Source organism: Dyadobacter sp. CECT 9275, assembly GCF_907164905.1.
In the GTDB taxonomy this organism is placed as follows: Bacteria; Bacteroidota; Bacteroidia; order Cytophagales; family Spirosomataceae; genus Dyadobacter; species Dyadobacter helix.
In genome coordinates, this window is the sequence record NZ_CAJRAF010000002.1 from 191,125 (window position 1) to 216,509 (window position 25,385).

Here is a 25,385-nt window from a genome sequence, read left to right on the forward strand (position 1 = left end):
ACGATCCGAATAGTACGCATCATTCATACGCTATCTAATAAACATACAACACTTATTTATCATAATATACTTTAATTACATTATTTATATATTATATTAATAAATAAATTTTAAAAATATAATATATTCAATACTTTTAATATATACTAAATATATAAATCTTTAAAAAAGCTCAATTCTATAATACTTTTACCACGGGTGAAATGATTTTTACTTATCATTAGATTAATACTTTCCTACCTGATGAGACCACCAGGTACTTTTCATACTAAATTAGCTATTCATACTTTTAGTATACTGAATTAAAATTAATCTTTTAATACTTATATAACTTTTAATACTTTAACGAATATCATGTAGAGAAGACGCCGGTACCATACCAGAAATACTAGCGGGCATCAATTCATCTCCGTCAAAATCTTATATTTGAGTTTCGTTAAATACTGACTCATGGACAAACCCGTTCACAAGCTTTTTCTTCTCGACGCCATGGCGTTGATCTACCGCGCACACTTTGCATTCATCAAGGCACCGCGCATTACCTCCAAAGGCTTAAATACCAGCGCTGTTTTCGGCTTTACCAATACATTGCTCGAGGTTTTACAAAAAGAGAAACCGACCCATATCGGCGTCGCTTTTGATACTGCCGCTCCAACTTTCCGTCATATACAATTTGAGGCTTATAAAGCACAGCGCCAGGAACAACCCGAAGATATTACGGTGGCCATTCCGCTGGTCAAAAAACTGCTGGAAGCGATGTGTATCCCGGTGCTGGTACTGGACGGCTTCGAGGCCGACGATATCATTGGTACCATTGCCAAAGAAGCCTCCAAAGAGGGATTTGAGGTATACATGATGACACCCGACAAGGACTATGGCCAGCTGGTGGAACAATACGTGCACATTTACAAGCCCGCTTTTATGGGCAAAGGGGCGGAAATTCTCGGCGTTCAGGAAGTACTTGACCGCTGGCAGATCAAGCGCATTGACCAGGTAGTGGATATCCTTGGCTTAATGGGTGACGCCGTGGACAATATTCCCGGCATCCCCGGGGTGGGCGAAAAAACCGCACAAAAGCTCATAGAGGAATACGATACCATTGAAAACCTGATTGCGCATGCTGGGGAAATCAAAGGAAAACTGGGTGAAAAAATCAGAGAAAATTTCGACAAAGCGTTGCTTAGCAAACAGCTCGCTACGATTGATATCAAAGTTCCGGTACCGTTTGACGCCGAGGATCTCACCGTATGCAGCCCGGATACGGAGAAAATCATAGCGCTCTTTGACGAACTGGAATTTAAAACCTTACGCCAGCGCGTGCTGGGAACGGCCATGCCAGCAGCGGCCGCCCTTCTTCCTACACCAAAGCAAAAAACGGCAGATAAGAAAGGGCAGTTGGATCTTTTTGGCAACCCGACGGAAGAACTTGGGAGCCAGCCGGCCGTGATCAGTGAAAACTTTGCGGACCCGGACCAGCCTGATACCGGAGAAACACAGGCATTACTCCCCAAAAGGACTATCGACAATTCGTTTCACCGTTACCATACCGTTGATACCCCCGAGCTGATGCAAAGCCTGGCCTATTACCTGAGCCAGCAGGAGTCCTTTTGTTTTGACACCGAAACCAATTCGCTGGATGCCGTCAATGCAGAGCTGGTAGGTATGTCGTTTGCTTATCTGGCGGGTGAAGCCTTTTACATCCCGGTTCCTGCAAACCAGGCTGAAGCGCAGCAAATCGTAGATGTTTTCAAAGAAGTATTCGAAAATGAAAAGATTGGGAAGATAGGTCAGAATATCAAATACGACCTGCTGGTACTGAAGAATTATGGCGTTGACGTAAGAGGTAAGCTCAGCGATACCATGCTGGCCCATTACCTGCTCGAACCGGACAAACGGCACGGAATGGATCTGCTTTCAGAAAGTTACCTGAATTACACTCCGGTTTCGATCACCGAACTGATCGGTAAAAAAGGCGTCCGCCAGGGAAATATGCGGGACGTACCCATCCCCGAAATTACCCAGTACGCCGGTGAGGACGCCGATATTACGTTCCGGCTCAATACCATTTTTACAAAGGAACTGCCCAAGTATAACGCACAAAAGCTATTTGAAACAGTAGAAATGCCGCTCGTGCAGGTACTGTCGGACATGGAAAGCACGGGGGTGAGGATCGACAGCAACGCCCTTGCAGAAATGTCCAGATTACTGGAAAATGACATGCGGGTGACCGAATCTCAGATTTTTGAGGCGGCCGGTACTTCCTTCAATATCAGTTCTCCCAAGCAGCTTGGTGAAGTTCTGTTCGATAAAATGAAACTGATTGCCAAGCCCAAAAAGACCAAAACAGGACAATACGCGACGGGTGAAGATATTCTTTCGGAACTGGAAAACGACCATGAAATTGCACGTAAAATACTGGATTTTAGAGAATTACAAAAATTAAAATCAACCTATGTAGATGCCTTGCCAACCCTGGTAAGCCCCAGAACCGGACGTATACATACCTCGTACAACCAGGCAGTTGCGGCCACCGGGCGGCTGAGCTCTACCAATCCCAATCTACAGAATATCCCCATCCGCACACCGCGCGGGAAGGAAATCAGAAGGGCTTTTATTCCCTCTTCCGACGCATTCCAAATCCTTTCGGCGGATTATTCGCAGATTGAACTTCGGATCATGGCAGCATTCAGTGAAGATACGAGTATGATTGAGGCATTTAACCAGGGACGGGATATCCATGCCACCACTGCCAGTAAGGTGTTTAAGGTAGATCTGGACGCCGTTACCTCTGACATGCGGAGGAAGGCCAAAATGGTAAATTTTGGAATTATCTATGGCATATCGGCTTTCGGGCTGGCTCAGCGGCTGGCAATACCCCGTGGTGAAGCTGCCGAAATTATCAGAGCCTATTTCGAAGAATTTCCGGCTATCAAAGCTTATATGGACCGGGTGGTCAACGATGCGCGGGAGCATCATTTTGTGGAAACCATTCTGGGCCGCAGGAGGTACCTGGCAGACATCAATTCTCGCAACCAGACCAACCGGGGATATGCGGAACGAAATGCTATAAACGCACCGATCCAGGGATCCGCAGCGGATATGATTAAAGTGGCGATGATCAATATCCATGATTTTATGAAATCGGAAAACCTCCGGTCGCGTATGATCCTGCAGGTTCATGATGAACTCGTGTTTGAGGCGCATAAAGACGAAATTCCTTTACTCCGGGAAAAAGTAGATGAATTAATGCGCACCGCCATTTCACTACCCGTCAGGATGGAAACAGGGATCGGGATAGGCGCCAACTGGCTCGAAGCACACTGATATCAACAGCATTTTTTGTACAACCTCAGTTTCCCGGAAGCTGAGGTTTTTTCATTTTATAATCACAATTTAACAATTACTTTACAAGCAAAAATGGGCCATAGTAGCGGCGATGTGTGAAATTTGCAGCTGGATTAGTGATCCGGGACAAAAAAGTCATAAAAACCGGGCGGTTTAAAAACTATATTGTTTACAGATAAAAGTGCATTTTTAATCAAAAAATTGATTTTGAAGAATTTAATAATTAATTTTCAATACAGCAATCAGTTACTTACAATAGTCCAAATAAAGTACAGGTAAGTATTCACGTGTGAGCGCATTTAACATGGCGTTTTTGTTAAGTATATATTAACACTAAATTCAGGCTTTTTCACTCAACAGATGCTTATGATAAACTCCTACTTTTTAATAAATATCCGTTACCGTCCCACCAGTATTCCCGCTGACTTAGCCGTCCGGCCAGTCACAACATGGTGCCGGTATGTGTCGGCAAAAAACAGCAGCGTGTTTTTAATATAGTCTCAGTACCCACATCAATACCCGTCAGGACATATACAGTCTCATTACCTGTTTATATGCCCCGATGTCCTTGTTAGCAAAAATAGCAGTACCCCATTACCACTTTTATTACCAAGTTAATTTTTCTTTTGATCACCTAATTCAATTATCATGTCTGAAACTGTTTTACCCAGAAAAACCTTGCGGAAGTTTTCCCGCATTATTTTCTGCCACAGTATCCTAACCTGTGCAGCCGTGAGCCTGCCCGCCGTTCATGCGATGCCTGTGGTAGTAGCTTCCAAAATTGACAAAACCATTACCGGAAAAATTTCCGATGAGAACGGGGTGGGCCTGCCCGGTGTAAGTGTGATAATGAAGGGCAGCACAACAGGAACCATTTCTGACTCAGAAGGCAAGTATACCATTTCGCTGCCCAATAACGGTGCCATACTGATATACTCCTATGTAGGTTACCTTTCCAAAGAAATCAACGTAACCACGGCGTCCAACATTGATGTAGTGATGGAACCCGATGTACGCAACCTCAACGAGGTGGTAGTTACCGCTTTGGGTATCAAAAAGGAATCAAAAAGGCTGGGTTATGCCGTTCAGGAATTGAAAGGCGGGGACCTTGACAAGGCACGCGAAACCAACTTCGTGAGCGGATTGGCTGGGAAAGCGGCTGGTGTGCAGGTGATGAGCAGCCCAAGCGGCGTCGGTGGATCTGCCCGGGTGACCATACGTGGCGATAAATCGTTGGATATCAACAAAAACCAGCCACTATTTGTGATCGACGGGGTACCTATCACCAATGAACTGACAGGATCAAGCGGAAGATCTTACCAGGAAATTGATTATGGAAACGGTGCTTCGCAGATCAACCCGGATGATGTAGAATCCATGACCATTCTGAAAGGTGCCAATGCTGCGGCACTTTATGGTTCTAGAGCTGCCAACGGGGTGATTGTAATCACCACGAAATCGGGTAAAAACAGCAAAGGACTTGGTGTAAGTGTTAATGCAGGCCTCACATTTGAAAACCCGCTTGTATTACCTGAATTCCAAAAAGTATACGGCCAGGGTAACAACGGAGTATTCAGTTTTGTGGATGGAAACGGCGGTGGTATTGCTGATGGTGTGGACGAAAGCTGGGGACCCAAAATGGACGGTACGCTGATTGCACAGCATAACTCTCCTACTTCCAAAGGCTTCCGCGGCGGGGATATCTCGCTGGTTGACGATGGTAGCCTTGGAACCGCAACAGATATGAATGCACGCGGCACCATCACCCCAACACCCTTTCGGCCAGGCAATAACCTGAAAGAATTCTACGAAACAGGGATCACCAACAATACCAACGTATCGGTTACAGGTTCCAATGAAAAAGGAGATTTCCGGCTTTCCTATACCCTGCTCGACCAGAAAGGGATTATTCCTAATACCGATCTGAAAAGGAATACCTTCGCCATCAACGCGGGTTACAACCTTTCTCCCAAACTGACTGTACGGGTGGCAGGTAACTACATCAACAGTGTCAGTGATAACCGTCCCAGCCTTACCTACGGAACGGAAAGCATCATTTACCTGCTGCATTGCTGGATGGGCCAGCACGTGGACCTGAACAGCCTGAAACAATACTGGATGCCTGGTATGGAAGATCGCCAGCAATTCAACTTCAATTATAACTATCACGATAACCCTTACTTCAACCTTTACGAAAATACCAACAGCCAGTCGGCAAACCGTATTTTTGGAAATATCTCCGTTCGTTATACTTTCAACGACTGGCTGAGCCTGCAGGTACGCGGCGGAACCGATTTCAATAACGATCTCAGAAAACGGAAAAGAGCCTTCAGTACACAGCGTTTTCCTTTTGGTAGTTACCGTGAAGAAAGGGTTCGTAATGGTGAGTCCAACTTTGACTTCCTGTTTAGTGTAAACAAGGATATCAGCGAGAAATTCTCTTTCGGTGCCAACTTCGGGGGTAACCGCCAAAGCAGCAAAATGAACAATTTTGAGGTAACTGCTCCTCAGCTTCTGATCCCTGGCATTTACAGCTTTAACAATACCAAAGTTGCCCTGGTAAGTTCTATCTACGATGGCAACAAGGTAATCAACAGCTTGTATGGTTCCGTTCAGCTTGGTTACAACAATTACCTTTTTCTTGACGTAACGGCACGTAACGACTGGTCTACCGCGCTTACTTTACCCGCAGCGGTTGATACGCTTGGTAAAACGGTAAACTCCTATTTCTACCCTTCTGCGTCTTTAAGTGCCGTGGTATCTGATATGGTCCGGATGCCAGAATGGGTATCTTTTGGTAAAGTCCGCACCAGCGTTGCCCAGGTGGGTAATGATACCGATCCTTATCGTTTTACAGCTGGCTACGGCCGTTCTGATCCTTGGGGAGAATACCCTGTTTACTCTTCTTCGGCCTCTCTTGTTAACTATAACCTGAAACCGGAGATCAGTACCTCCTTTGAAATTGGAACCGAATGGCGTTTCCTGAAAAACCGCGCAGGCCTCGACTTCACTTTTTATAACATCAATACAAGAAACCAGATTTTGCCTTCGGTACCTGTTTCGATCACATCAGGATATAGCAACCGTATCGTAAACGCAGGTGAGATCAGGAACTACGGATATGAATTAATGCTGCACGGAACACCGGTAATCGTGGGAGATTTCAAATGGGATATCAATGTGAACTGGTCTGCCAACCGCAGCAAAGTGGTGAAGTTTGACGGTGACGTTGAAAATTACCAGATGGTGGAGCGGCACGGGGTATCTATCCAGGCACGTGTAGGAGAGAGAATGGGTGATATGTATGCGATAGACCTGAAAAAGGTAGAAGACAAAAACAGCCCATACTATGGTCAGCAGATTTTCAACGAGTCGGGCAGGTTTGTCGGAACAGACAACCTGGTGAAAGTGGGAAATTACAATGCCAACTGGATGGCAGGTATCCGTAACACATTTACCTACAAAAACTTTGCGTTGAGCGGGCTACTGGATATACGTCACGGCGGACAGGTTTTCTCTGAAACATTTGTAGTCGGACTGGAAGCAGGTCAGGTGATAGAAACGTTGGAAGGCCGTGCAAACGGATATGACATTAGCCAGCCAGGTAACGGGGTGATCGGAAAAGGTGTGATCCAGAACTCAGACGGATCTTACCGTGTGAACGACGTAAAACTTACGGCACGTGAGTATCACCAGTCGAGAACTGGTAACAGGGATTATGCCGGCGGTGGAATTTTTGACGCTTCCTATGCCAAATTGCGCGAAATGAGACTTTCCTATACCGTTCCGGGCAAGTTCCTTAACAAAGCCAAAATTAAAGGTCTGAACGTATCGATTGTAGGACGTAACCTCGCTGTATGGAGCAAAGTACCACACATTGATCCTGAAACCTCTTCCCTGAGCGGCGGAACAATTGTACCGGGTATCGAATCCGTAGGTATGCCTACTACCCGCAGCTGGGGCTTTAACGTTGGTTTTAATTTCTAATTTAAATTCGAATATCTTATGAAAAAGATAAATATATATATTGGAATTCTGGCTACCGGGCTGTTCTTCCTGCCCTCTTGTACCCAGGATTATGTAGAGAAAAATACCGATCCGAATGCGATCACCGATGTTACTGCCGACTTGTTACTACCGGGTATCATCCGAACTTCTGTAAATGAAATGGTAAACCAAAGCTGGGGAATCGGTAACATTGTTATCCAACATACTGCCAAGATCCAGTTCGTTTCGGAAGACCGGTATACCTGGGGTGACAGAGATGGTCTGTGGCAGAATATGTACAATAACTTGCGTAACGTGCAGCTGCTGCTTGACTTAAGCAACAAGAACAACGCCAATAACTACAAAGGTGTAACGCTTATCATGCGTGCCTGGATGTATTCCCTGCTGACAGATGCTTACGGAGATATCCCCTATTCAGAAGCTACAAGTGGTGTTTCGGGAATTCTGCAGCCAAAATATGATACCCAGGAGGCAGTGTATACGGGCATTCTGAACGACTTAAAAACGGCGAACGACTTGCTCGGAGCAGGAGAAACCGTGGTAGGTGACCTGATTTACGGTGGAGATGTGAGCAAATGGAAAAAGCTGGCCAATTCATTGCGCCTGCGTTATCTGATGCGTATCTCGGATAAAAAAGACGTAAAAGCGGAGATGCAGGCCATTATCAGCAATACTGCTGCGACACCGATTTTTACCAGCAATGACGACAACGGAACCATGGAGTACCTTACCGGCGCTCCTAACCAGTTTCCGATGTATACTTCGCGCTCAGGTTCCTTTGATGAGTTCAGGCTCAGCAAAAACCTTGGAGACAAACTTACCGGCTTCAATGACCCGCGTATAACCGCCTTCGCCCAGCCTACAGATGCATCGGTTACCGCAGGAAAGCCCGTTTATTCAGGTGTTCCCAACGGGCTTAACGAAGTGGCAGCACTAGCCTACAACGGCGGTGCAAGTAATATTTCCCGTGTAGGCGCCTTGTACTACAAAGGTTCTATCACAGAGCGCGGCTTAAAAGTAGCCAAAGGTTATATCATGGGTTATCCCGAGCTTCAGTTCATCCTGGCCGAGGCGTCCAAAAAAGGAATGATCACTTCGGCAAAAACAACGAAGGATTATTACGAAGAGGGTGTTAAAGCGGCATTTGGATTTGTGGATACTACCATTCCGGCCGATTATCTTACCCGCACCGGCATAGCCTACGACGAAGCCAATGCACTTACACTGATCGGGACACAAAAATGGATATCCTTGTTCTTCACTGGTCTGGAAGCCTGGTTTGACTGGCGCAGAACGAACATCCCGGTGATTACCCCTGGCCTTGACAATGTCAACAGTAACAGGGTACCTGTCCGCTTTGCCTATCCGCGCAGCGAGCAAACCCTGAACCCTGCTAGCCTTGCCAACGCAGTTTCGCGCCAGGGCGCTGATAACTACAATACCAAGGTTTGGTGGGATCTGTAAAAATCCCTGCCGATTTATTCCGGCAAGGTTAAGAAAAGCCCCGGCAGATTTACATCCGCCGGGGCTTTTGGCGTTTATCTGGTCCGATTTGTCCGGAGAATTCTGCCAGTCGTGCCATACCCGCTGCACTAATTTCAAAATAAATCATAATAATTCGCGATATATTAGTAGAAAAAATCACGTAATTAGCTTTTTAAATGTAAACATTACACTTAATAGACCCAATGCATTCCTTCTTTCAAAAATTCTCCTACGTTTTTCTGGCTTACCCGCTGATGGTCATGGGCCAGGACGATAGCCAAAGTTATTCCCGCCTGCCTCTTTCAGATTTTAGTTCGTTTGAAAAACCGGCGTCCAACTGGTCATTGCAAGGCGGTATTTCCATACTCCCAAAAACAGGCACCAAGGCCAAATTACAGTCGGGAACTGGCATTCTTGTCGGGAATGCCGGCGAAACACTCGTTACCAGGTTAAAAGCCAGGGATCTGCGGCTGTCAGTGGAGTTCATGGTATCTCCCGGTGCCGAGGGTGCAATCATTCTCCCTGGCGGATCAAAAGTCCTCATCTCCGATAGTTATAAGCAACTGGAACCTAATTCCGGTACTTCTGGCTTCATAGGACAGTTTCCTTCTCAGAATGCAGCAAAAGCACCCGGCCTGTGGCAGACCCTTGAACTGGCCTACGACGCCTCCGTTCCCGGCCTCGCCGGCACCGCCCGTTTGAACACACTTGCCCTAAATAAAGTGATTGTTCTGGAAGCTGTTTACCTGCCCGTAAAAAACCAGGATAAAGATGCCCAGAGCCTTTCATTTGAGGTAACAAAAGGCACCATCGCTTTCCGAAATCCAGGGTATCAGCTGCTGGAAAGCAGGAAGCCGCTTAGCTTGTCAAATCTGACGTACAAGGTTTACAGCGACAAATGGGATGCCAAGCAATATTCACAACTGGACCACGAAGGAAAGTCGGAGGTAATAACCCAGGAAGTTACCAATGGAATGCGGGAATTTCATTTGGTTTATGAAGGGAATTTCGAAGTCAGCGAAGCCGGAAACTATATTTTTACAAGTATCTATTCCGGTCCTGTCTTAACGCTGGATATAGACGGGAAAAGTGTTTTGGCCAGCGGAGAAAGTACCTCCCAGGAATCCCATACCGGCTCGGTCAACCTCAGCCAGGGTACACACAAGTTTAAAATTCATTATTCAAGATTTCCCTGGAGACCCTCTGCCTTAGGTTTAAGGGTCGAAAAAGCAGGTATCCGGGCTTACGACCTTCATGTGCTGTCGTCCCTTCCCGAGCCAGCTCCAAAGCCTAATATCACCGATACACCCGACAAAAAGCCCGACATGATCCGTTCCTTCATCCAGCTGGAGGGAGAAAAATACAAAAGGACTCATTGCATATCCGTTGGCAGCCCCACCGGATGGAACTATACCATGGACCTGAACCGCGGGGCTTTATTACAGGCGTGGCGGGGCCATTTTGCAAATGTAACCGAAATGTGGTACGAACGCGGAGAACCCCAGCTCTTGTTCCCAAACGGACTTACGGTTCCGGTTTCAGGGAAGAGCAGTTTTGCTGTTCTGTCAGCCCCCAACTCCGCATGGCCCGATTCCTCGGATATCAATTATCTGGGTTACAAAGTTGATGCCGCAGGATATCCTGCCTACCGTTATGCGATGGGCGCTGCAACGGTGACAGATCAGCTGGTTTCAGGCACTGGCGGGATCACCAGAACGTTTGGGATAGAAGGGGCGCTCAAAGGTCCGCTATATGCTTTATTGGGCGCTGGAAAGAAGATAACTGAGGTGGAGAAAGGTTTATACCAGGTTGACGACAATTACTATCTTCAACTTGACAAAAATGCAAAAGCAGTAGTGCGCCCATCAGCCGCAGGCCAGGAGCTGATACTTCCGGTAGCCGACAAAACCAGTTACACCTTGTTTTGGTGATCGCCCGGCATTTATCATCTCAAAACCCGTCAATCCAACAAAGAATTAATTCTAAAATGAAAAAAATATTAGCAACCACGCTTATTTCATTGGGATGCCTGGCCGCACAGGCACAATCAGGCCCCAAAAGCGAAGATGATTATTACCGCATCATAACGATCCCCGTTCCTGAAAATATCAAACTGGAAATCGGAGGCCTGGCAGTGCTGCCGGACGGCCGTCTGGCAGCGTCTACCCGTCGGGGCGAGGTATGGATGATCAGCAATCCTTATCTGAAGGGAGATGGCAAGCCCAGTTTTAACAGATTTGCTTCCGGCCTGCACGAACCCCTGGGCATTCTTTACAGAGGCAAAGATTTTCTTGTCACCCAGCGTGGTGAGGTAACCCGCCTGGCAGACACCGACAACGACGGCGTTGCGGATGTGTATGATTCCTTCGTCCGGTGGCCGCTATCAGGTAACTACCACCAATACTCTTACGGTCCGGTTGCCATGCCAAACGGCGAGATGCTGATTACATTAAACCTGGACTGGGTAGGCCGTGGTGCCAGCCAGTCTAAATGGAGAGGCTGGATGCTCAAACTTGGTGAGGACGGAAAACTGACCCCCTGGGCCACAGGTCTTCGCTCACCGTCGGGTTTCGGTTCATACCAGGGTGATATTTTCTATACCGAAAACCAGGGCGACTGGGTAGGTTCTGGAAGGATGACGCACCTGGCCAAAGGAGATTTTGCCGGGAACCCCGCCGGACTGAGATGGAGCAGCGAGCCGGATTCGCCGGTAAAACTGAAACCGGAAGATATCCCCGACACTGGGGAGCCGATCTACGATGCTTCTAAAAAGGTACCTGGCATTAAACCACCGGCTGTATGGTTTCCCCATACTATTGTAGGTATCTCTACATCGGATTTTAAAGAGGACGTTACTAAAGGAGCATTCGGACCGTTTGAAGGGCAGATGTTCGTCGGAGATCAGGGGCATAGTATTATTACCCGCGCCGACATGGAGAAGGTAAATGGTGTTTGGCAAGGTGCGGTTTTTCCATTCCGTGAAGGCTTCATGTCCGGGGTATTGCGGCTTGCATGGGGCCTGGACGGCTCTCTCTTTGTAGGCCAGACCAGCCGTGGCTGGGCTGCAACCGGCAAAGAAGAATTTGGTGTACAGCGCGTGGTATGGACTGGTAAAATGCCCTTTGAAATGAAAAATATGAGATCAAGGCCAGACGGATTTGAAATCACATTTACAATGCCGGTTGATAAGAAAACCGCCGCAGATCCTGCTTCTTACAAAATGAACAGCTTTACGTACAAATACCACCATACTTACGGCAGCCCCATAGTTAACACCAGCGAAGTACCCCTGAAAGGGATCGTAGTATCGGAAGACGGGCTGAAAGTAAGACTGGTGGTGGATCCCTCGTCTCTGAAAAAGGGTTACGTTCATGAGTTGAAAACCGAAGGTATCCGTACCCCGGAGGGAGCCTCCATTCTACATCCTACTGCCTATTATACTCTAAATGAAATTGCCGGAGGTGATATGGTTAACAGCAACCAATTTACTACCACCGTTAAAAGCTCCGCTATGAGCCACCAGGACCATGCTGCGGACGTACCGGTAACCACATCGGCTTCGGCAAAGAGGGTCGTAGAAATGCCCGCCAGCTGGACCAACGGACCCGACCAGGTGATCACAATTGGTACCGTTCCGGGATTAAAATTTGATATATCCGAAATTCAGGTAAAGGCCGGAAGCAGGATTAAACTGGTGTTCAACAACAATGATGACATGCTTCATAACCTAGTAATCACCAGACCAGGTACGGCAAATGCTGTGGGTGAAGCGGGCCTGAACCTGGGACTAAAAGGTTCGGAAATGAGCTACGTTCCCAAGTCTAACGACGTCCTTTTCCACAGTAACATCGTTGAACCGGAGAAATCCGAATCGATTTATTTTGTTGCTCCGAAAACAGCAGGTACTTACCAGTACGTCTGTACCTTTCCGGGCCACTATACCCTCATGCAAGGGAAACTGAAAGTCACAAAATAATGATTAAGAGCAGGTTGCCATGAATCCAGGCAGCCTGCTCTGCTATCTTCCCTGATTGAATCGCCCAAAAAAGTTTTATCAAAAATTGCTGAGGAGATAGCAGATCAGCCCTGCTTTGAGTATCACAATTCGCTGAATTATTAAAATTATAACAATAAGCGTAAATTGGAAAAGCTACACCAAACGTCCGACATCAACATTGAGCTCTGGCGGCAGTTTAAAGCCGGAGATGCCAATGCATTGGGAAAGCTAGCGCAGGTGCATTACCGTGCACTTTACAATTACGCTAGCAAATTTTCGAATGATCCTGATTTTATACGGGATTGTCTTCAGGAAATGTATCTCGAATTGTGGGAACGCCGGGCCTTCCTTTCCGAAACGGCGTTTGTAAAATCTTATCTTTTTAAAGCGCTACGTCACAAACTTATCAAAGAAAGCGCACGTCTCAAACGCTTTCAGGAACCACAGGAACTTGCCTTTCTAGACCACGATACTGACCTCTCCATCGAATCTCACATCATCGAGGACGAAATTCTGAACCACCAGAAAAACCGTCTTAACAACATTATATCCCATCTTTCCAAACGCCAGCAGGAGATCATTTACCTGAGATTCTATCAAAATCTTGAAAATGATGATATTTCCCAGATCATGAACCTGGGCAAACAAAGCGTGGCCAATCTGCTGTACAGAACCCTCAAAGAAATCAAGGGAATATGGATACCCGCAGAATTTTTCTGGGCTCTGGTCCTGTTTCCTTTCCTCTGATCCCCTCTTCTCCACCACCACTTTCCCGTTTCTTAGGAAGCTGTCTTTTGATTTACAATCGGCTAATTTTTAAATAATTACGCCGAATAATCATAATCATTCTCAAACCGCAATTAATTAATATAACTATTTCAAAAAAATATTTTCATTTTTTTGGTTATAACCTCCCGCAAATCCGACATACATATATAAAGGCCCCAGTCTGTGTGGCAGTACAACCTACCTTGCACCGGCAAACGCCCCTAAACCTTTAAATAACGGGCAAATCTATCCCGACCAGAAACAATGAATGATTATCAATTTTACACACTCGAAGAATTTACTGCCGATGAGGTATTCCGTGAATGGGTACTTGATCCCACCGGAAGACATGCCTCTTTCTGGGAAAATTGGCTTGCTCAACATCCGGAGAAAACCGATACCGTTAACCAGGCCAAAATACTGGTGCTTACCATCCACCAAAGGTATATCCACGTGATTGACGAAGCAGAAATAGACAATGAAATAGCTTCGCTCGTAATGGCCGCAGAAGAGCGCAGCCGAAGAGCATGGACAGGCCCGGGCGTTTGGCTGAGAAATCCGATGTTCCGCGTAGCCGCGTCTTTATTACTTCTCTCAGGTATAGGCTGGTATTATTATACCGACCAGACTCCGGTATCCGTTGCAAAAAGCCAGCATGCACTGACACTTCCGGAGGAACAGATGGTGGTAAAATGCAATACTGACTCAACAGACCTAACTATTTTTTTAAGTGACAACAGTGTGGCAACACTCAAAATGGGGAGTACGATCACCTATCCAAGAAAATTTACAGGCGATACACGTGTTGTAAATCTTTCAGGAGAAGCCTTCTTTGACATTACCAGAAATCCGGCCAAACCTTTCCTGGTGTTTGCTAACGGAACCGTCACCAAGGTATTAGGTACCAGTTTTCGGGTGAAAGCATTTGCGAAAGACAACACGGTAATGGTACTTGTGAAAACCGGGAAGGTGTCGGTGTATCCTCAAAAGGAATACGAAACCCTGGTCAACGATCAACACCATGAAGTAGCCGGTGTGATACTAAACCCCAACCAGCAGGCGGTTTTCAAAAGGAAAGAAAACAGGCTTGAAAAGGGAATCGTATCGGATCCTCAGCTGCTTACTGAATTGCCTGAAAGCCCGGAAATCGTGTTTGACGATAAACCGGTTGCAGATGTGCTGCATGCACTCGAGAAGGCTTACGGCATTGTCATCCTGTTCGACAGGGACATTCTGGCAAGCTGTGCAGTAAGCACCCAGTTCAGGGAAGAGAGCCTTAAGCAGCGGATGAACGCCATTTGCCAGGCCATCGGGGCCACTTATGAGGTGATTGACGGGCAGATTATCGTCAACAGCAAAGGTTGCAGCTAGCAGACCGGCGGCAGCCGGTAAACATTGTAAAATCTAAACAGAACCCAATTTAAATAATTAAAATTCAGCTTGCCTATGATATAATTTAACGATCTGCATACAACAACAAGGCCGGTGATGATTGCGCCATCACCGGCTCATGGTTTCCCTCAAACATCTTTGGCGAGATGCAAGGGAGCTGTTTGTCCAAATTTTTCCCAAAATACAGAACCAAACAATCAAAAGTATGAAAAAACACCGACAATTACCTCGGCTACTGTGTAGTGTTATGAAAATATCATTTTACCAATTAGTGATTGCCTTTCTGTTCGCTACAGTGTCATCTGCCGGCACGGTAGGTGCCCAGGATATCCTTAACCAAAAGGTAAGCCTCCAGGTGAACAACCAGGACATGAAAACCGTCCTTACAAAACTTAACAAGCTGACACAGATTAGATTTACTTACAGCTCCTCTCTTCTTAAAACTACCAAAAAGGTATCAATTAATGTAGCCGACCAGCCTTTAAGTGATCTCCTGAATGATTTATTCAAACCGGCTAATATATCCTATAAAATAGAAGGAAAACAGGTTATCCTTCTTAAAGCAAGTACTGTACAACCCAATGTGATCAATCAGGTAATCGAGCCCGGGGCGTCTTCTACTGACCGGAACATTACCGGGAAAATTACAGACGAAAACGGCCTCGGCTTACCCGGTGTAAGTGTAGTTCTTAAGGGAACCAAGGTAGGTACTTCCACCAACATCGACGGAAATTTCGAACTGAGCATTCCGGACGACAATGCAGTTTTAACTCTTTCGTATGTGGGCTATATGGCACAGGAAGTTACGGTTGGCAAACGCTCCGTACTGGAAGTTTCCATGAAACCTGATGTGCGAAATCTCGAAATGGTAGTCGTAACTGCATTAGGTATCAAACGTGACGCCAAAAAACTCGGTTATTCCACCGCAACAGTAAACACCGAAGAAATCACCACTACGCGTACTACCAACCTCGGCAATAGCCTGCAGGGCAAAGTTGCCGGACTTAATGTATCACCTCCGGCCAGCGGACCGGGTGGTTCAACCAAGATCCGGATACGTGGCCAGTCGTCCTTTGGTGGTAACAACTCCCCGCTGATCATTGTCAACGGCATACCTATTAACAATACCAGCATTTCTGCGGGAGGTTCGGCCGGGAACGGTACAGGAAACCCAACCGGCGGCTCGTCCGACTCAGGCGATGGGCTTCAGAGTATTAACCAGGACGACATTGAAACCATGACGGTTCTCAAGGGCGCCGCTGCTGCAGCGTTGTATGGCTTTCGTGCGAAAGACGGCGCCATTATCATTACAACCAAAAGCGGAAGTAAAACCACCGGAATCGGCGTGGAAATAAACTCCAACTTTCAGGCCCAGCAGGCACTGGACTATACCGACTTCCAATACGAATACGGACAGGGCGAATTCGGAAAAAGACCTACCAGCGTTGCTGAGGCTCAGAGTTCCGGGGTATTTGCATTTGGTGAAAAAATGGACGGCAAGCTGACACCACAGTTTGACGGCAGCATGCAGCCCTACTCACCACATAAGGACCGTATCAAGAAATTTTACAGAACCGGTACCAGCTTCACAAACTCCGTTGCGTTATCGGGCGGAAACGAAAAAGGCAATTTCCGCCTGTCATTTGCCAATACCGACGCTAACGCGATCATCCCTAATTCTGATTACCACAAAAAAATCATGAACCTGGGCTTAAATTATAAGTTTACGGACAAACTATCCGTGCAGCTTAACGCAAATTACTCAAACGAGTACAACCACAATCCGCCGCAGATCGGGCTTCAGGATATGAACGCCAACACCACGATTTATACCATGGCGACGAGTATCGACAGCGATTGGCTCAAAAACCGCAAAGATGCCAATGGAAACGAAATGCCTCTTTCGCGTTTCACAAACCGTAACAATCCCTACTGGGTGGCCTACGACCGTTTTGAAAACGTGCGCCGCGACCGGATTTTCGGGAATACCTCAGTTCGTTACGATTTCACCAAATGGCTTTTTGTACAGGGACGTGTGGGGCAAGACTATTACACCCGGCCTTACAACTACAACCGGCCCACAGGAACCCGGTCCATCGGTGCGGTCACAACGGGTTTCAACGGATATTACTATCAGGATATCGCGACATTCAGAGAGCGTAATCTTGACATCCTGATCGGTGCCAACAAAACCTTCGGGGATTTTGGTATCGACATCAACGTGGGCGGTAACCAAATGCTCCAGATTAACGACAACGTCAACACGGCCGTAACCAACTTTTATGTCCGTGATCTGTATACAATCGGAAACGGCCAGGTGAAAAATCCGGGCTACAGTTACAGCAAGAAGAAAGTGAATTCCATTTACGGTTCTGCTGAATTTTCTTTCAGGAATTTTCTTTTCGTAAACGTTACCGGCAGAAACGACTGGTTCTCCACCCTGAATCCGGAATCGAACAGCTACCTGTATCCTTCGGTGTCAGGAAGCTTCGTTTTTAGCCAGGCTTTTGCAAATGTTCCAAATTGGCTGAACTATGGAAAAATTCGTGCTGCGTATGCCGAGGTGGGTGGTGATACTGACCCATATTCCAACAACCTCTATTACGCCATCAACGCAAATCCTTTTAATGGCACAGCACTTGGAAACCTTCCATCGGCGGTTAGCCCGAACGCCAATCTGAGACCATTGAAAGTGAAGGAAGTAGAGGTAGGTTTGGAATTAAAAACATTCGATAGCCGCCTGAATCTGGATATGTCGCTCTACCGTAAAAATACCGTTGATGAAATCCTCAACGTAGACATATCCAACGCCTCAGGATTCAGCCAGACCAAAGTGAATGTGGGTAAGCTTCAGAACCGGGGTATTGAGTTTCTGTTTACCATTGTGCCGGTTAAAAACGAAAATATCACCTGGGAAACGGGTATCAACGGAAGTTACAACATCAGCAAGGTGCTTGAACTGGCGGCCGGACAACAAAGATTTGATGTAGGAACGGGCGAATTCTTCGGTATCGTTTCGCACGAAGTAAATATGCCGCTGGCCTCTCTGCGGGGATTTGATTACAAAAGGGATGCACAAGGAAGGATACTGACTGCGGGCGGTTTGCCACAGCAAGGTAATCTGAAGACTTTCGGCAGCGCGATTCCAAAGTGGGTAGGCGCATGGGTGAATACGATCAACGTAAAACGTATCAAAATTTCGACCCAGGTTGATTTCAAATCAGGTAATACGATCCTTTCCAACTCCAACCTGAACTTCCTTCGCGAAGGTCTTTCCAAACCATCCCTCGTTGGCCGCGAAGGCGGAGTACTACTGGACGGCGTTAATGCTGATGGCAGCCCGAACACCACCAAAGTTGAAGCTGAACAGTTTTACACTTCTTACAGAAGCACCGGGCTCGCAACGCCATTTGTTTACAACGGCAGCTTTATCCGCTGGAGAACCTTATCCGTCGGTTATGATTTCTCAAGATTCGTAAGAGACCGGACTTTCGTGAAAGGAATCACCCTGTCGGCGATGGTCTACAATGTGCTGCTGATCAAAAAACACATTGACAACCTGGATCCCGAAGCACAGGTATCAGCATCCGACAATTTACAGGGAATTGAAACCCACACGCTTCCGACAACCAGAAGCTTTGGTCTCAATTTGAACATTAAACTCTAACCGATTTTAAGCTAAGATGAAAAAAATATTCATATATATGACCATAGCGGGGCTTATTGCCGGAAGTACGTCCTGCGATAAAGGCTTCGAAGAAGTAAACGTGAACCCGGTACTGGCCACGAGTATCGACCCTGTCTACCTGTTTTCCAATGCTCAGTTTGGCAGTGCGATCGCAACACAAATGTACCAGATGCAGATCGTTCAGCAGATCAACTCGCCATATACTGGTGTGATGGAAGGCGGTAACCACAACGTTAATTACGATCCGAATTCCAATGCCAATTATAACTCCCTGTATCTCCAGAACGGCCCGGTAAACCTGCTGACGACCGTGATCGCACAAACAAAGGATCTTCCCGCACGCAGCAATCTTTACAATATGTCGCGGATATGGAAGGCATACGTATTCATGGTTCTCGTGGATACCTATGGAGACGTCCCATACTTCGAAGCCGGGAAAGCATATCTGTCCGGTATTAACCTGCCCAAGTATGACGATCAGAAACTGATTTATGAAGACATCCTGAAAGAACTGGAAGAAGGTACAAAAGCCCTGGATGCTTCCAAGTCCATCGAAAGTGGTGATCTTTTTTACAAGGGAAATATTGCCCAATGGAAAAAGCTGGGTAATTCGCTGCTGCTTCGTGCAGGTATGCGATACACCAAACTGGACGCCGCAAAAGCCAAAACTTATGTTGCAAAGGCCGCTGACCCAGCCAACGGTGGCTTACTGAGCGACAACAAAGACAATGCGCTGATCGCCTTCAACAGCACTTTCAATCACCCGCTTGCCAACTACTTTCAGGGAACTGAGCGCGGAAACGTTTATCTTGGTAAAGCACTTGTGGACTACCTCAAAACAACCGCAGACCCTCGTCTGAGGATGATTGCGGTGAAATACGCCGTTCCGGGTAACCCTATAGCTACCGCCGGTGCAGAAGACACAACACGTGCCAACCAGGACGGAATGCCATACGGTTATAACGAATCAACTGTGGTAAATGCGCCCGGGTTTCCGGGTAAAATCGGATCTGCTTTTAAATATTCGCAGATCAACCGTCGTACCGTTGGAAAGATTGACGCTCCGGAGTTCTTTATCACGTTTTCGCAAACCCAGCTCCTGCTTGCCGAAGCCGTTCAACGGGGTTTTATCACCGGTGACGCCAAAGCGCTTTACACCACTGGCGTAAAGGCACACCTGGCACAAATGGCGCAGTACGACGTCCTTGCCACAATCCCGGAAGCCGAGCAAGCCGCCTATCTCAACGCCAATCCGTTTATGCCTGCAAACGCACTGGAACAGATCAACACGCAGTACTGGTTGTCGTCCTTCCTGAACGGATCCGAAGCCTGGGCCAATTTTCGCCGCAGCGGGTTTCCGGCGCTGACACCAAATCCTTATCCTGGTAAAGATCCTTCTGTGAAAGACTTCATCCGCCGACTGGTATATCCCGTGAGAGAGAAGTCCGTAAACACTGTCAACTACAATGAGGCAGTACAACGCATGGGCGCAGATGACCTGGGTACCCCTATTTTCTGGGATAAATAATACAAGAAGACGCAAAACCGCTCCGGTAATATTCCATTCGGCTGGACGGTTTTGCGTTTTTCATTCACCTAAATCCGATTGATATGTTAAAAAAACCAATTCTTGCCTCGGCATTCCTGTTGCTGACCCTTGCCGTACAGGCTCAGTCAATTTCCCCTACCCCGGATCAGGTCAAGGCCCTCACCGCCGGCTGGAAAGGCGAACGCTTTCCGGATGGAAGGCCTAAAGTTCCCGACGCCATTCTGTCGCGTCTGAAAAACATTTCCATGGAAGAAGCCTGGGGTGTGCTCAGGAACAAGGGTTACCAAAACCAGTATGAAGGAGAATGGCGGCTTATCCATCAGGACAGCGTTATGACGGGCCGTGTCGTGACGGCTCAATATGTTCCGCTTCGCCCCGATTACCAGGACCTTGTCAAAGAAACAGGTAAAAAGGAAGGACGGGTGCAGGCAGGGGGTACCAATTCCTGGCCCATTGATGTACTGAAGGAAGGGGATGTTTATGTAGCCGATGGTTATGGAAAGATTGCAGACGGTACACTGATCGGCGATAACCTTGGCAATTCTATCTATGCCAAATCCAAAAGAGGGGTCATCTTTTATGGTTCGGTAAGGGATGAGGAGGGATTAAGCAAAATCGATGGATTTAATGCCTGGACAAAGGGACAGGATCCTTCTTACATCCAGCAGATGATGCTTTCCACGATCAATTATCCGATCAGAATCGGACGAGCCACAGTCTTACCCGGCGATGTGGTTCTGGCTAAAAAATATGGCACCATATTCATTCCCGCCCATCTGGTTGAGGAACTGGTTCTGACGTCGGAGGTAACTGCATTGCGGGATCAGTTTGGTCACCAGCGTCTGCGCGAGGGAAAGTATACTCCTGGTGAAATTGATACCAAATGGACACCGGCTATTTCCAAGGACTTTCTGCAATGGGTGAACTCCTACCCTGGGAAACTGCCGATGACAAAAAAAGAACTGGACGATTACCTGAAAGAAAGAAATTACTGAAAGGTACCTGGTACCAGCATTCATTTTTATTTATCATCCAAAATCAGCAAAAATGAAAAGTATTCTGAATCAAATCATAGCCTCCAACAAACAAGTAGAGCAAGCTGAGAAGCAGGCGCGTATTGCAGAGATTAATAACCCGGCTACCAAGGACAGTCGGCGTAATTTTCTCCGGAAATCGGCCATAGGAGGTATTGCGCTTGGAGGTTTCATGTCTATGTCCACGGAGGATACCATTGCCCAGGCCACCTCAAAGGTAAACCGTGCATCCAAACCCTCGGAGCTGAAAATTACGGATCTGCGCTATTGTATCGTTCAGAATGTAGGCCGTACCCCGATCATCCGGATAGATACCAATCAGGGAATATATGGGCTTGGAGAGGTGCGTGACGGCGCCGACGAGCGTTACGCTCTTTTCCTTAAAAGCCACCTTCTTGGCCAAAATCCATGCAATGTTGAACAGCTCTTTAAATCTATCAAACAATTTGGTATGCATGGCCGGCAAGCCGGGGGAGTCTGTGGTGTTGAAATGGCGCTCTGGGATCTTTGCGGAAAAGCGTACGGAGTACCTTGCTGGCAGCTATTGGGAGGCCGCTATCGCGACAAAGTGAGGCTTTATGCGGACACCCCAGAATCAAATGATATCAATGAATTTAAGGAAAAAATAAAATTCCGTACGCAGGACCAGGGATATACGTGGCTTAAAATGGATGTTTCCATCGGAATGCTCCGCAACAAAGAAGGCAGTGTGGTGAACAACAAATTCTGGGGCGGAGGCTTTTCCCAATGGGCCGGGGATTACCATTCGTACGCCAATACCAAACATCCCTTTACGGCCATTCAGATAACCCCGAAAGGACTGGATGAGATGGCCAAGGTAGTAGAGGATGTCCGCAGTGTGGTAGGTTACGAAATTCCCCTGTCAACCGATCATTATGGACATTTTGACCTGAACAATGGTATCAGGCTTGGCAAAGCACTGGACAAATACAGGCTCGCGTGGCTGGAAGATATCGTTCCCTGGGAATATACCGACCAGTGGAAAACAATCTCGGACGCACTTGAAACGCCTTGCCTGACCGGAGAGGATATTTATCTGAAAGAAGGATTCAAAGCGCTGATAGACAAAAGGGCGGTTGATATTGTACATCCGGACCTTGCGTCGTCGGGAGGGTTGCTGGAAACCAAGCGGATCGGAGATTATGCAGAAGACAATGGTATTGCCATGGCCATGCACTTTGCAGGTACTCCGGTAAGTTTCATGGCGAATGTACATTGTGCCGCTGCCACGCAAAACTTCCTGGCGCTGGAACATCACTCCGTGGATGTACCCTGGTGGGAAAGCCTGGTGAAAACCACAGACGGCCGCAAGCTGATCGACAAGGGATATGCCCCGGTTCCTCTGGAAGCACCGGGCCTGGGTATTGAACTTGTGGATGAGGAGGTTAAGAAGCATCTCAATCCAAAGGATAAATCTTACTTCGCCCCTACTCCTGACTGGAATGATAAACGTTCGCATGACCGTTTGTGGAGCTGACGAACCTGGAGATTAGACTTTCCAAGTATCAAAGACTTGGAAAGTCTAATCTATCCCACCCCTCCTCCTCAATCATGAGCCCCTCAATATTCCTTAAAACCCTGCTTTCCGCATGAAATTTGATAAATTCCTCATATCGGGGTAAAGTCTTGCACCGAGTAGAAGTTTTCAGAACCGGAAGCTCTTAAAAAGTTAAAACAGTTAACCAAAGCATAAAGCCCAAAAAGGGCTCACTCATGGTTTAATTTCGTATTTTGCATGCTTACCTCCATGCATATTATGAAAAACATCCGGAATATACTCTTTTATATCACTACCATAGGTGCATTCTCTGGCCTGCTCTACTGGTTTCTGAAACAAGGGCAAATGCTGGAAACTGCCGCAACAGCAGCCAGGCTTCCAAAGCTGAATTCCTCCTCCTTAGAACAATTCATTTCCACGATATTACACGACATTAGCAGCCCTCTGGCTATCTTACTCCTGCAGATTGTTACCATTATTATTGTTGCCAGAATTTTTGGATGGTTTTGCAAACTGATCGGCCAGCCAACGGTTATCGGAGAAATTGCTGCGGGTATTTTCCTGGGCCCTTCCGTAGTGGGTATATTCTTTCCAGAATTTTCTGCATTTCTTTTCCCCAAGGTTTCATTAAGCAACCTGCAATTCCTGAGCCAGATAGGACTCATACTCTTCATGTTTATCATCGGGATGGAGCTGGATCTGAAAGTACTTAAATCAAAAGCACAAGAGGCCATCGTGATCAGCCATGCAAGTATCATACTGCCCTTTGCGCTGGGTGTCGGGCTGGCGTTATACATCTACCAGCAGTTTGCCCCTGAGGGGATCAGCTTTTTGTCTTTTTCCCTTTTTATCGGTATTGCTCTGAGTATCACAGCATTTCCCGTATTGGCCCGTATTGTACAGGAACGAGGCCTTTCCAGAACAAAACTCGGAACAATGGTGATTACCTGCGCCGCTACCGACGACATCACCGCCTGGTGTATTCTTGCTGCCGTCATTGCCATCGTGAAAGCAGGTTCTTTCCTCAGTTCGATCTACACCATATTACTTGCGGCAGCCTATGTACTGATCATGCTCCGCGTGGTAAGACCGTTCCTCCAAAGGCTCGGCAATCACTACAGCTACAAGGAAGGGCTTACAAAACCCGTAGTAGCCGTTTTTTTTCTGGTACTCTTGATCTCCGCGTACAGTACCGAAATCATTGGAATACATGCACTTTTCGGAGCTTTTATGGCAGGTGTAATCATGCCGGCCAATCAAAATTTCCGTAATCTTTTTACTGAGAAGCTGGAGGATGTCTCTATGGTACTTTTGCTGCCTTTATTTTTCGTATTCACGGGCCTGCGCACACAGATCGGCCTTTTAAATGATCCCTATCTGTGGAAGGTCACCGGAATCATTATTGCGGCAGCCGTTACCGGGAAGTTCATTGGAAGTGCATTAGCCGCCCGTTTTGTAAAACAAAGCTGGCGCGACAGCCTCATTATCGGTTCCTTGATGAATACCCGCGGTTTGATGGAACTGGTGGTACTCAATATCGGATACGACATCGGCGTGCTTGCGCCCGAAATATTTGCTATGATGGTGATTATGGCACTTGCTACAACATGCATGACCGGCCCCGCACTGGATCTGATCGACAGGTTTATGCCCATCAAAAAAGAGGAATTTCACCAGTCCCAAACCTCAAAATCGCGTTTTTCAATTCTGGTGGCCTTTGCCAGCCCCTTGGGAGGACGCAAAATGATTCGCCTGGCGCATCATTTTATTGAACCGGCAGTCCCTCAAAACGTAACGGCACTTCATCTTTCCCCGAGCAGTTATCTGAACCAGGTGAATACCGAAGAATACCAGTACGAAACGTTCAGGCCCATCAACGAGGAAGCCGACAAGCTGAACATTCCCGTCAATATGCTCTTCAAGCCCTCGCAAAATATAGAACACGACATCATCGAAACAGCCAACGACGGCGAGTATGACCTGCTCATCATGGGCATTGGTCACAGTGTTTTTGAAGGAACACTTCTTGGTAAAGTACTGGGTATCACTAACAAAATAATCAGCCCCGTACGGCTGATCGATACCATCACAGGAAAAGGTAAATTATTTAACACCGATATTTTTGACGAGCGCACCAGCCATGTGATCCAATCGGTAACCATCCCGGTAGCTATCCTGATTGAAAAGAAACTGGATAAAATGGAAGAAGTTTTTATTCCGATTTTTTCGGAAAGCGATCAGTTTTTACTTGAATTCGCCAAAAAACTGATCCTTCATCAACCCACCAGGATAACGATCATGGATCCGTCAGGCCTTGCCGCGCAGTACCTGTCCATACAAAAGATGATCACTTCCCTCCAGGCTTCTGCTCCTGAGAGGGTAAACCAGCATAATGAAAAAGCGCTTGAGAAAGACTTCCTGCAAGAGCAGGACCTGATGCTGATCAGCAACGAAAGCTGGAAAAAAGCCGTAGAATCGCACAGTATCTGGCTGTCTTACTCTCCGTCGGTACTGATTATACGCGGGTGAAAATGATGGTATTTTACCCTTATTATGTTAAAGCCTGTTTTTTAAAGGAATAATAAGTGTTTATTTTACAT

Annotated in this window: 12 protein-coding genes; all 12 read left to right on the plus strand. The window is 46.9% G+C overall.

Going from position 1 to position 25,385, the window contains the following annotated elements; translation table 11 throughout:
* The first annotated feature begins 450 nt into the window (after positions 1 to 450).
* The 12 genes from polA (at position 451) to KOE27_RS09035 (ending at position 25,314) form a co-directional block, all read left to right on the plus strand.
* Positions 451 to 3,324, plus strand: coding sequence for a DNA polymerase I (gene polA, locus KOE27_RS08980; RefSeq protein WP_215238556.1), 2,874 nt, complete (start codon positions 451 to 453; stop codon positions 3,322 to 3,324).
* Positions 3,325 to 3,993: 669 nt separating this feature from the next.
* Positions 3,994 to 7,332: a SusC/RagA family TonB-linked outer membrane protein gene (locus tag KOE27_RS08985; protein ID WP_215238557.1), complete on the plus strand. Its 3,339-nt coding sequence runs from the start codon at positions 3,994 to 3,996 to the stop codon at positions 7,330 to 7,332.
* Between the two features lie 18 nt (positions 7,333 to 7,350).
* A complete protein-coding gene (locus KOE27_RS08990) occupies positions 7,351 to 8,817 on the plus strand; it encodes a SusD/RagB family nutrient-binding outer membrane lipoprotein (protein ID WP_215238558.1) in 1,467 nt (488 codons plus the stop codon).
* Positions 8,818 to 9,041: 224 nt separating this feature from the next.
* Positions 9,042 to 10,769 (plus strand): family 16 glycoside hydrolase, encoded by a 1,728-nt coding sequence (locus KOE27_RS08995; protein ID WP_229252715.1) that lies wholly within the window; start codon positions 9,042 to 9,044, stop codon positions 10,767 to 10,769.
* A 56-nt stretch (positions 10,770 to 10,825) separates the two neighbouring features.
* A complete protein-coding gene (locus KOE27_RS09000) occupies positions 10,826 to 12,814 on the plus strand; it encodes a plastocyanin/azurin family copper-binding protein (protein ID WP_215238559.1) in 1,989 nt (662 codons plus the stop codon).
* A 165-nt stretch (positions 12,815 to 12,979) separates the two neighbouring features.
* Positions 12,980 to 13,582 (plus strand): RNA polymerase sigma factor, encoded by a 603-nt coding sequence (locus KOE27_RS09005; RefSeq protein ID WP_215238560.1) that lies wholly within the window; start codon positions 12,980 to 12,982, stop codon positions 13,580 to 13,582.
* A 285-nt stretch (positions 13,583 to 13,867) separates the two neighbouring features.
* On the plus strand, positions 13,868 to 14,974 hold the full coding sequence (locus KOE27_RS09010; protein ID WP_215238561.1) for a FecR family protein: 1,107 nt from the start codon (positions 13,868 to 13,870) through the stop codon (positions 14,972 to 14,974).
* A 268-nt stretch (positions 14,975 to 15,242) separates the two neighbouring features.
* Entirely contained in the window at positions 15,243 to 18,662 is a 3,420-nt protein-coding gene (locus KOE27_RS09015; protein WP_215238562.1) for a SusC/RagA family TonB-linked outer membrane protein, read from the plus strand.
* Positions 18,663 to 18,678: 16 nt separating this feature from the next.
* Entirely contained in the window at positions 18,679 to 20,211 is a 1,533-nt protein-coding gene (locus tag KOE27_RS09020) for a SusD/RagB family nutrient-binding outer membrane lipoprotein (RefSeq protein WP_215238563.1), read from the plus strand.
* A gap of 83 nt (positions 20,212 to 20,294) precedes the next feature.
* Positions 20,295 to 21,227: an RraA family protein gene (locus KOE27_RS09025; protein ID WP_215238564.1), complete on the plus strand. Its 933-nt coding sequence runs from the start codon at positions 20,295 to 20,297 to the stop codon at positions 21,225 to 21,227.
* Positions 21,228 to 21,279: 52 nt separating this feature from the next.
* Entirely contained in the window at positions 21,280 to 22,764 is a 1,485-nt protein-coding gene (locus KOE27_RS09030) for a mandelate racemase/muconate lactonizing enzyme family protein (protein ID WP_215238565.1), read from the plus strand.
* A gap of 279 nt (positions 22,765 to 23,043) precedes the next feature.
* Complete coding sequence (locus tag KOE27_RS09035; RefSeq protein WP_215238566.1) at positions 23,044 to 25,314, plus strand: cation:proton antiporter domain-containing protein; 2,271 nt, start codon at positions 23,044 to 23,046, stop codon at positions 25,312 to 25,314.
* The last annotated feature ends 71 nt before the right edge of the window (positions 25,315 to 25,385 follow it).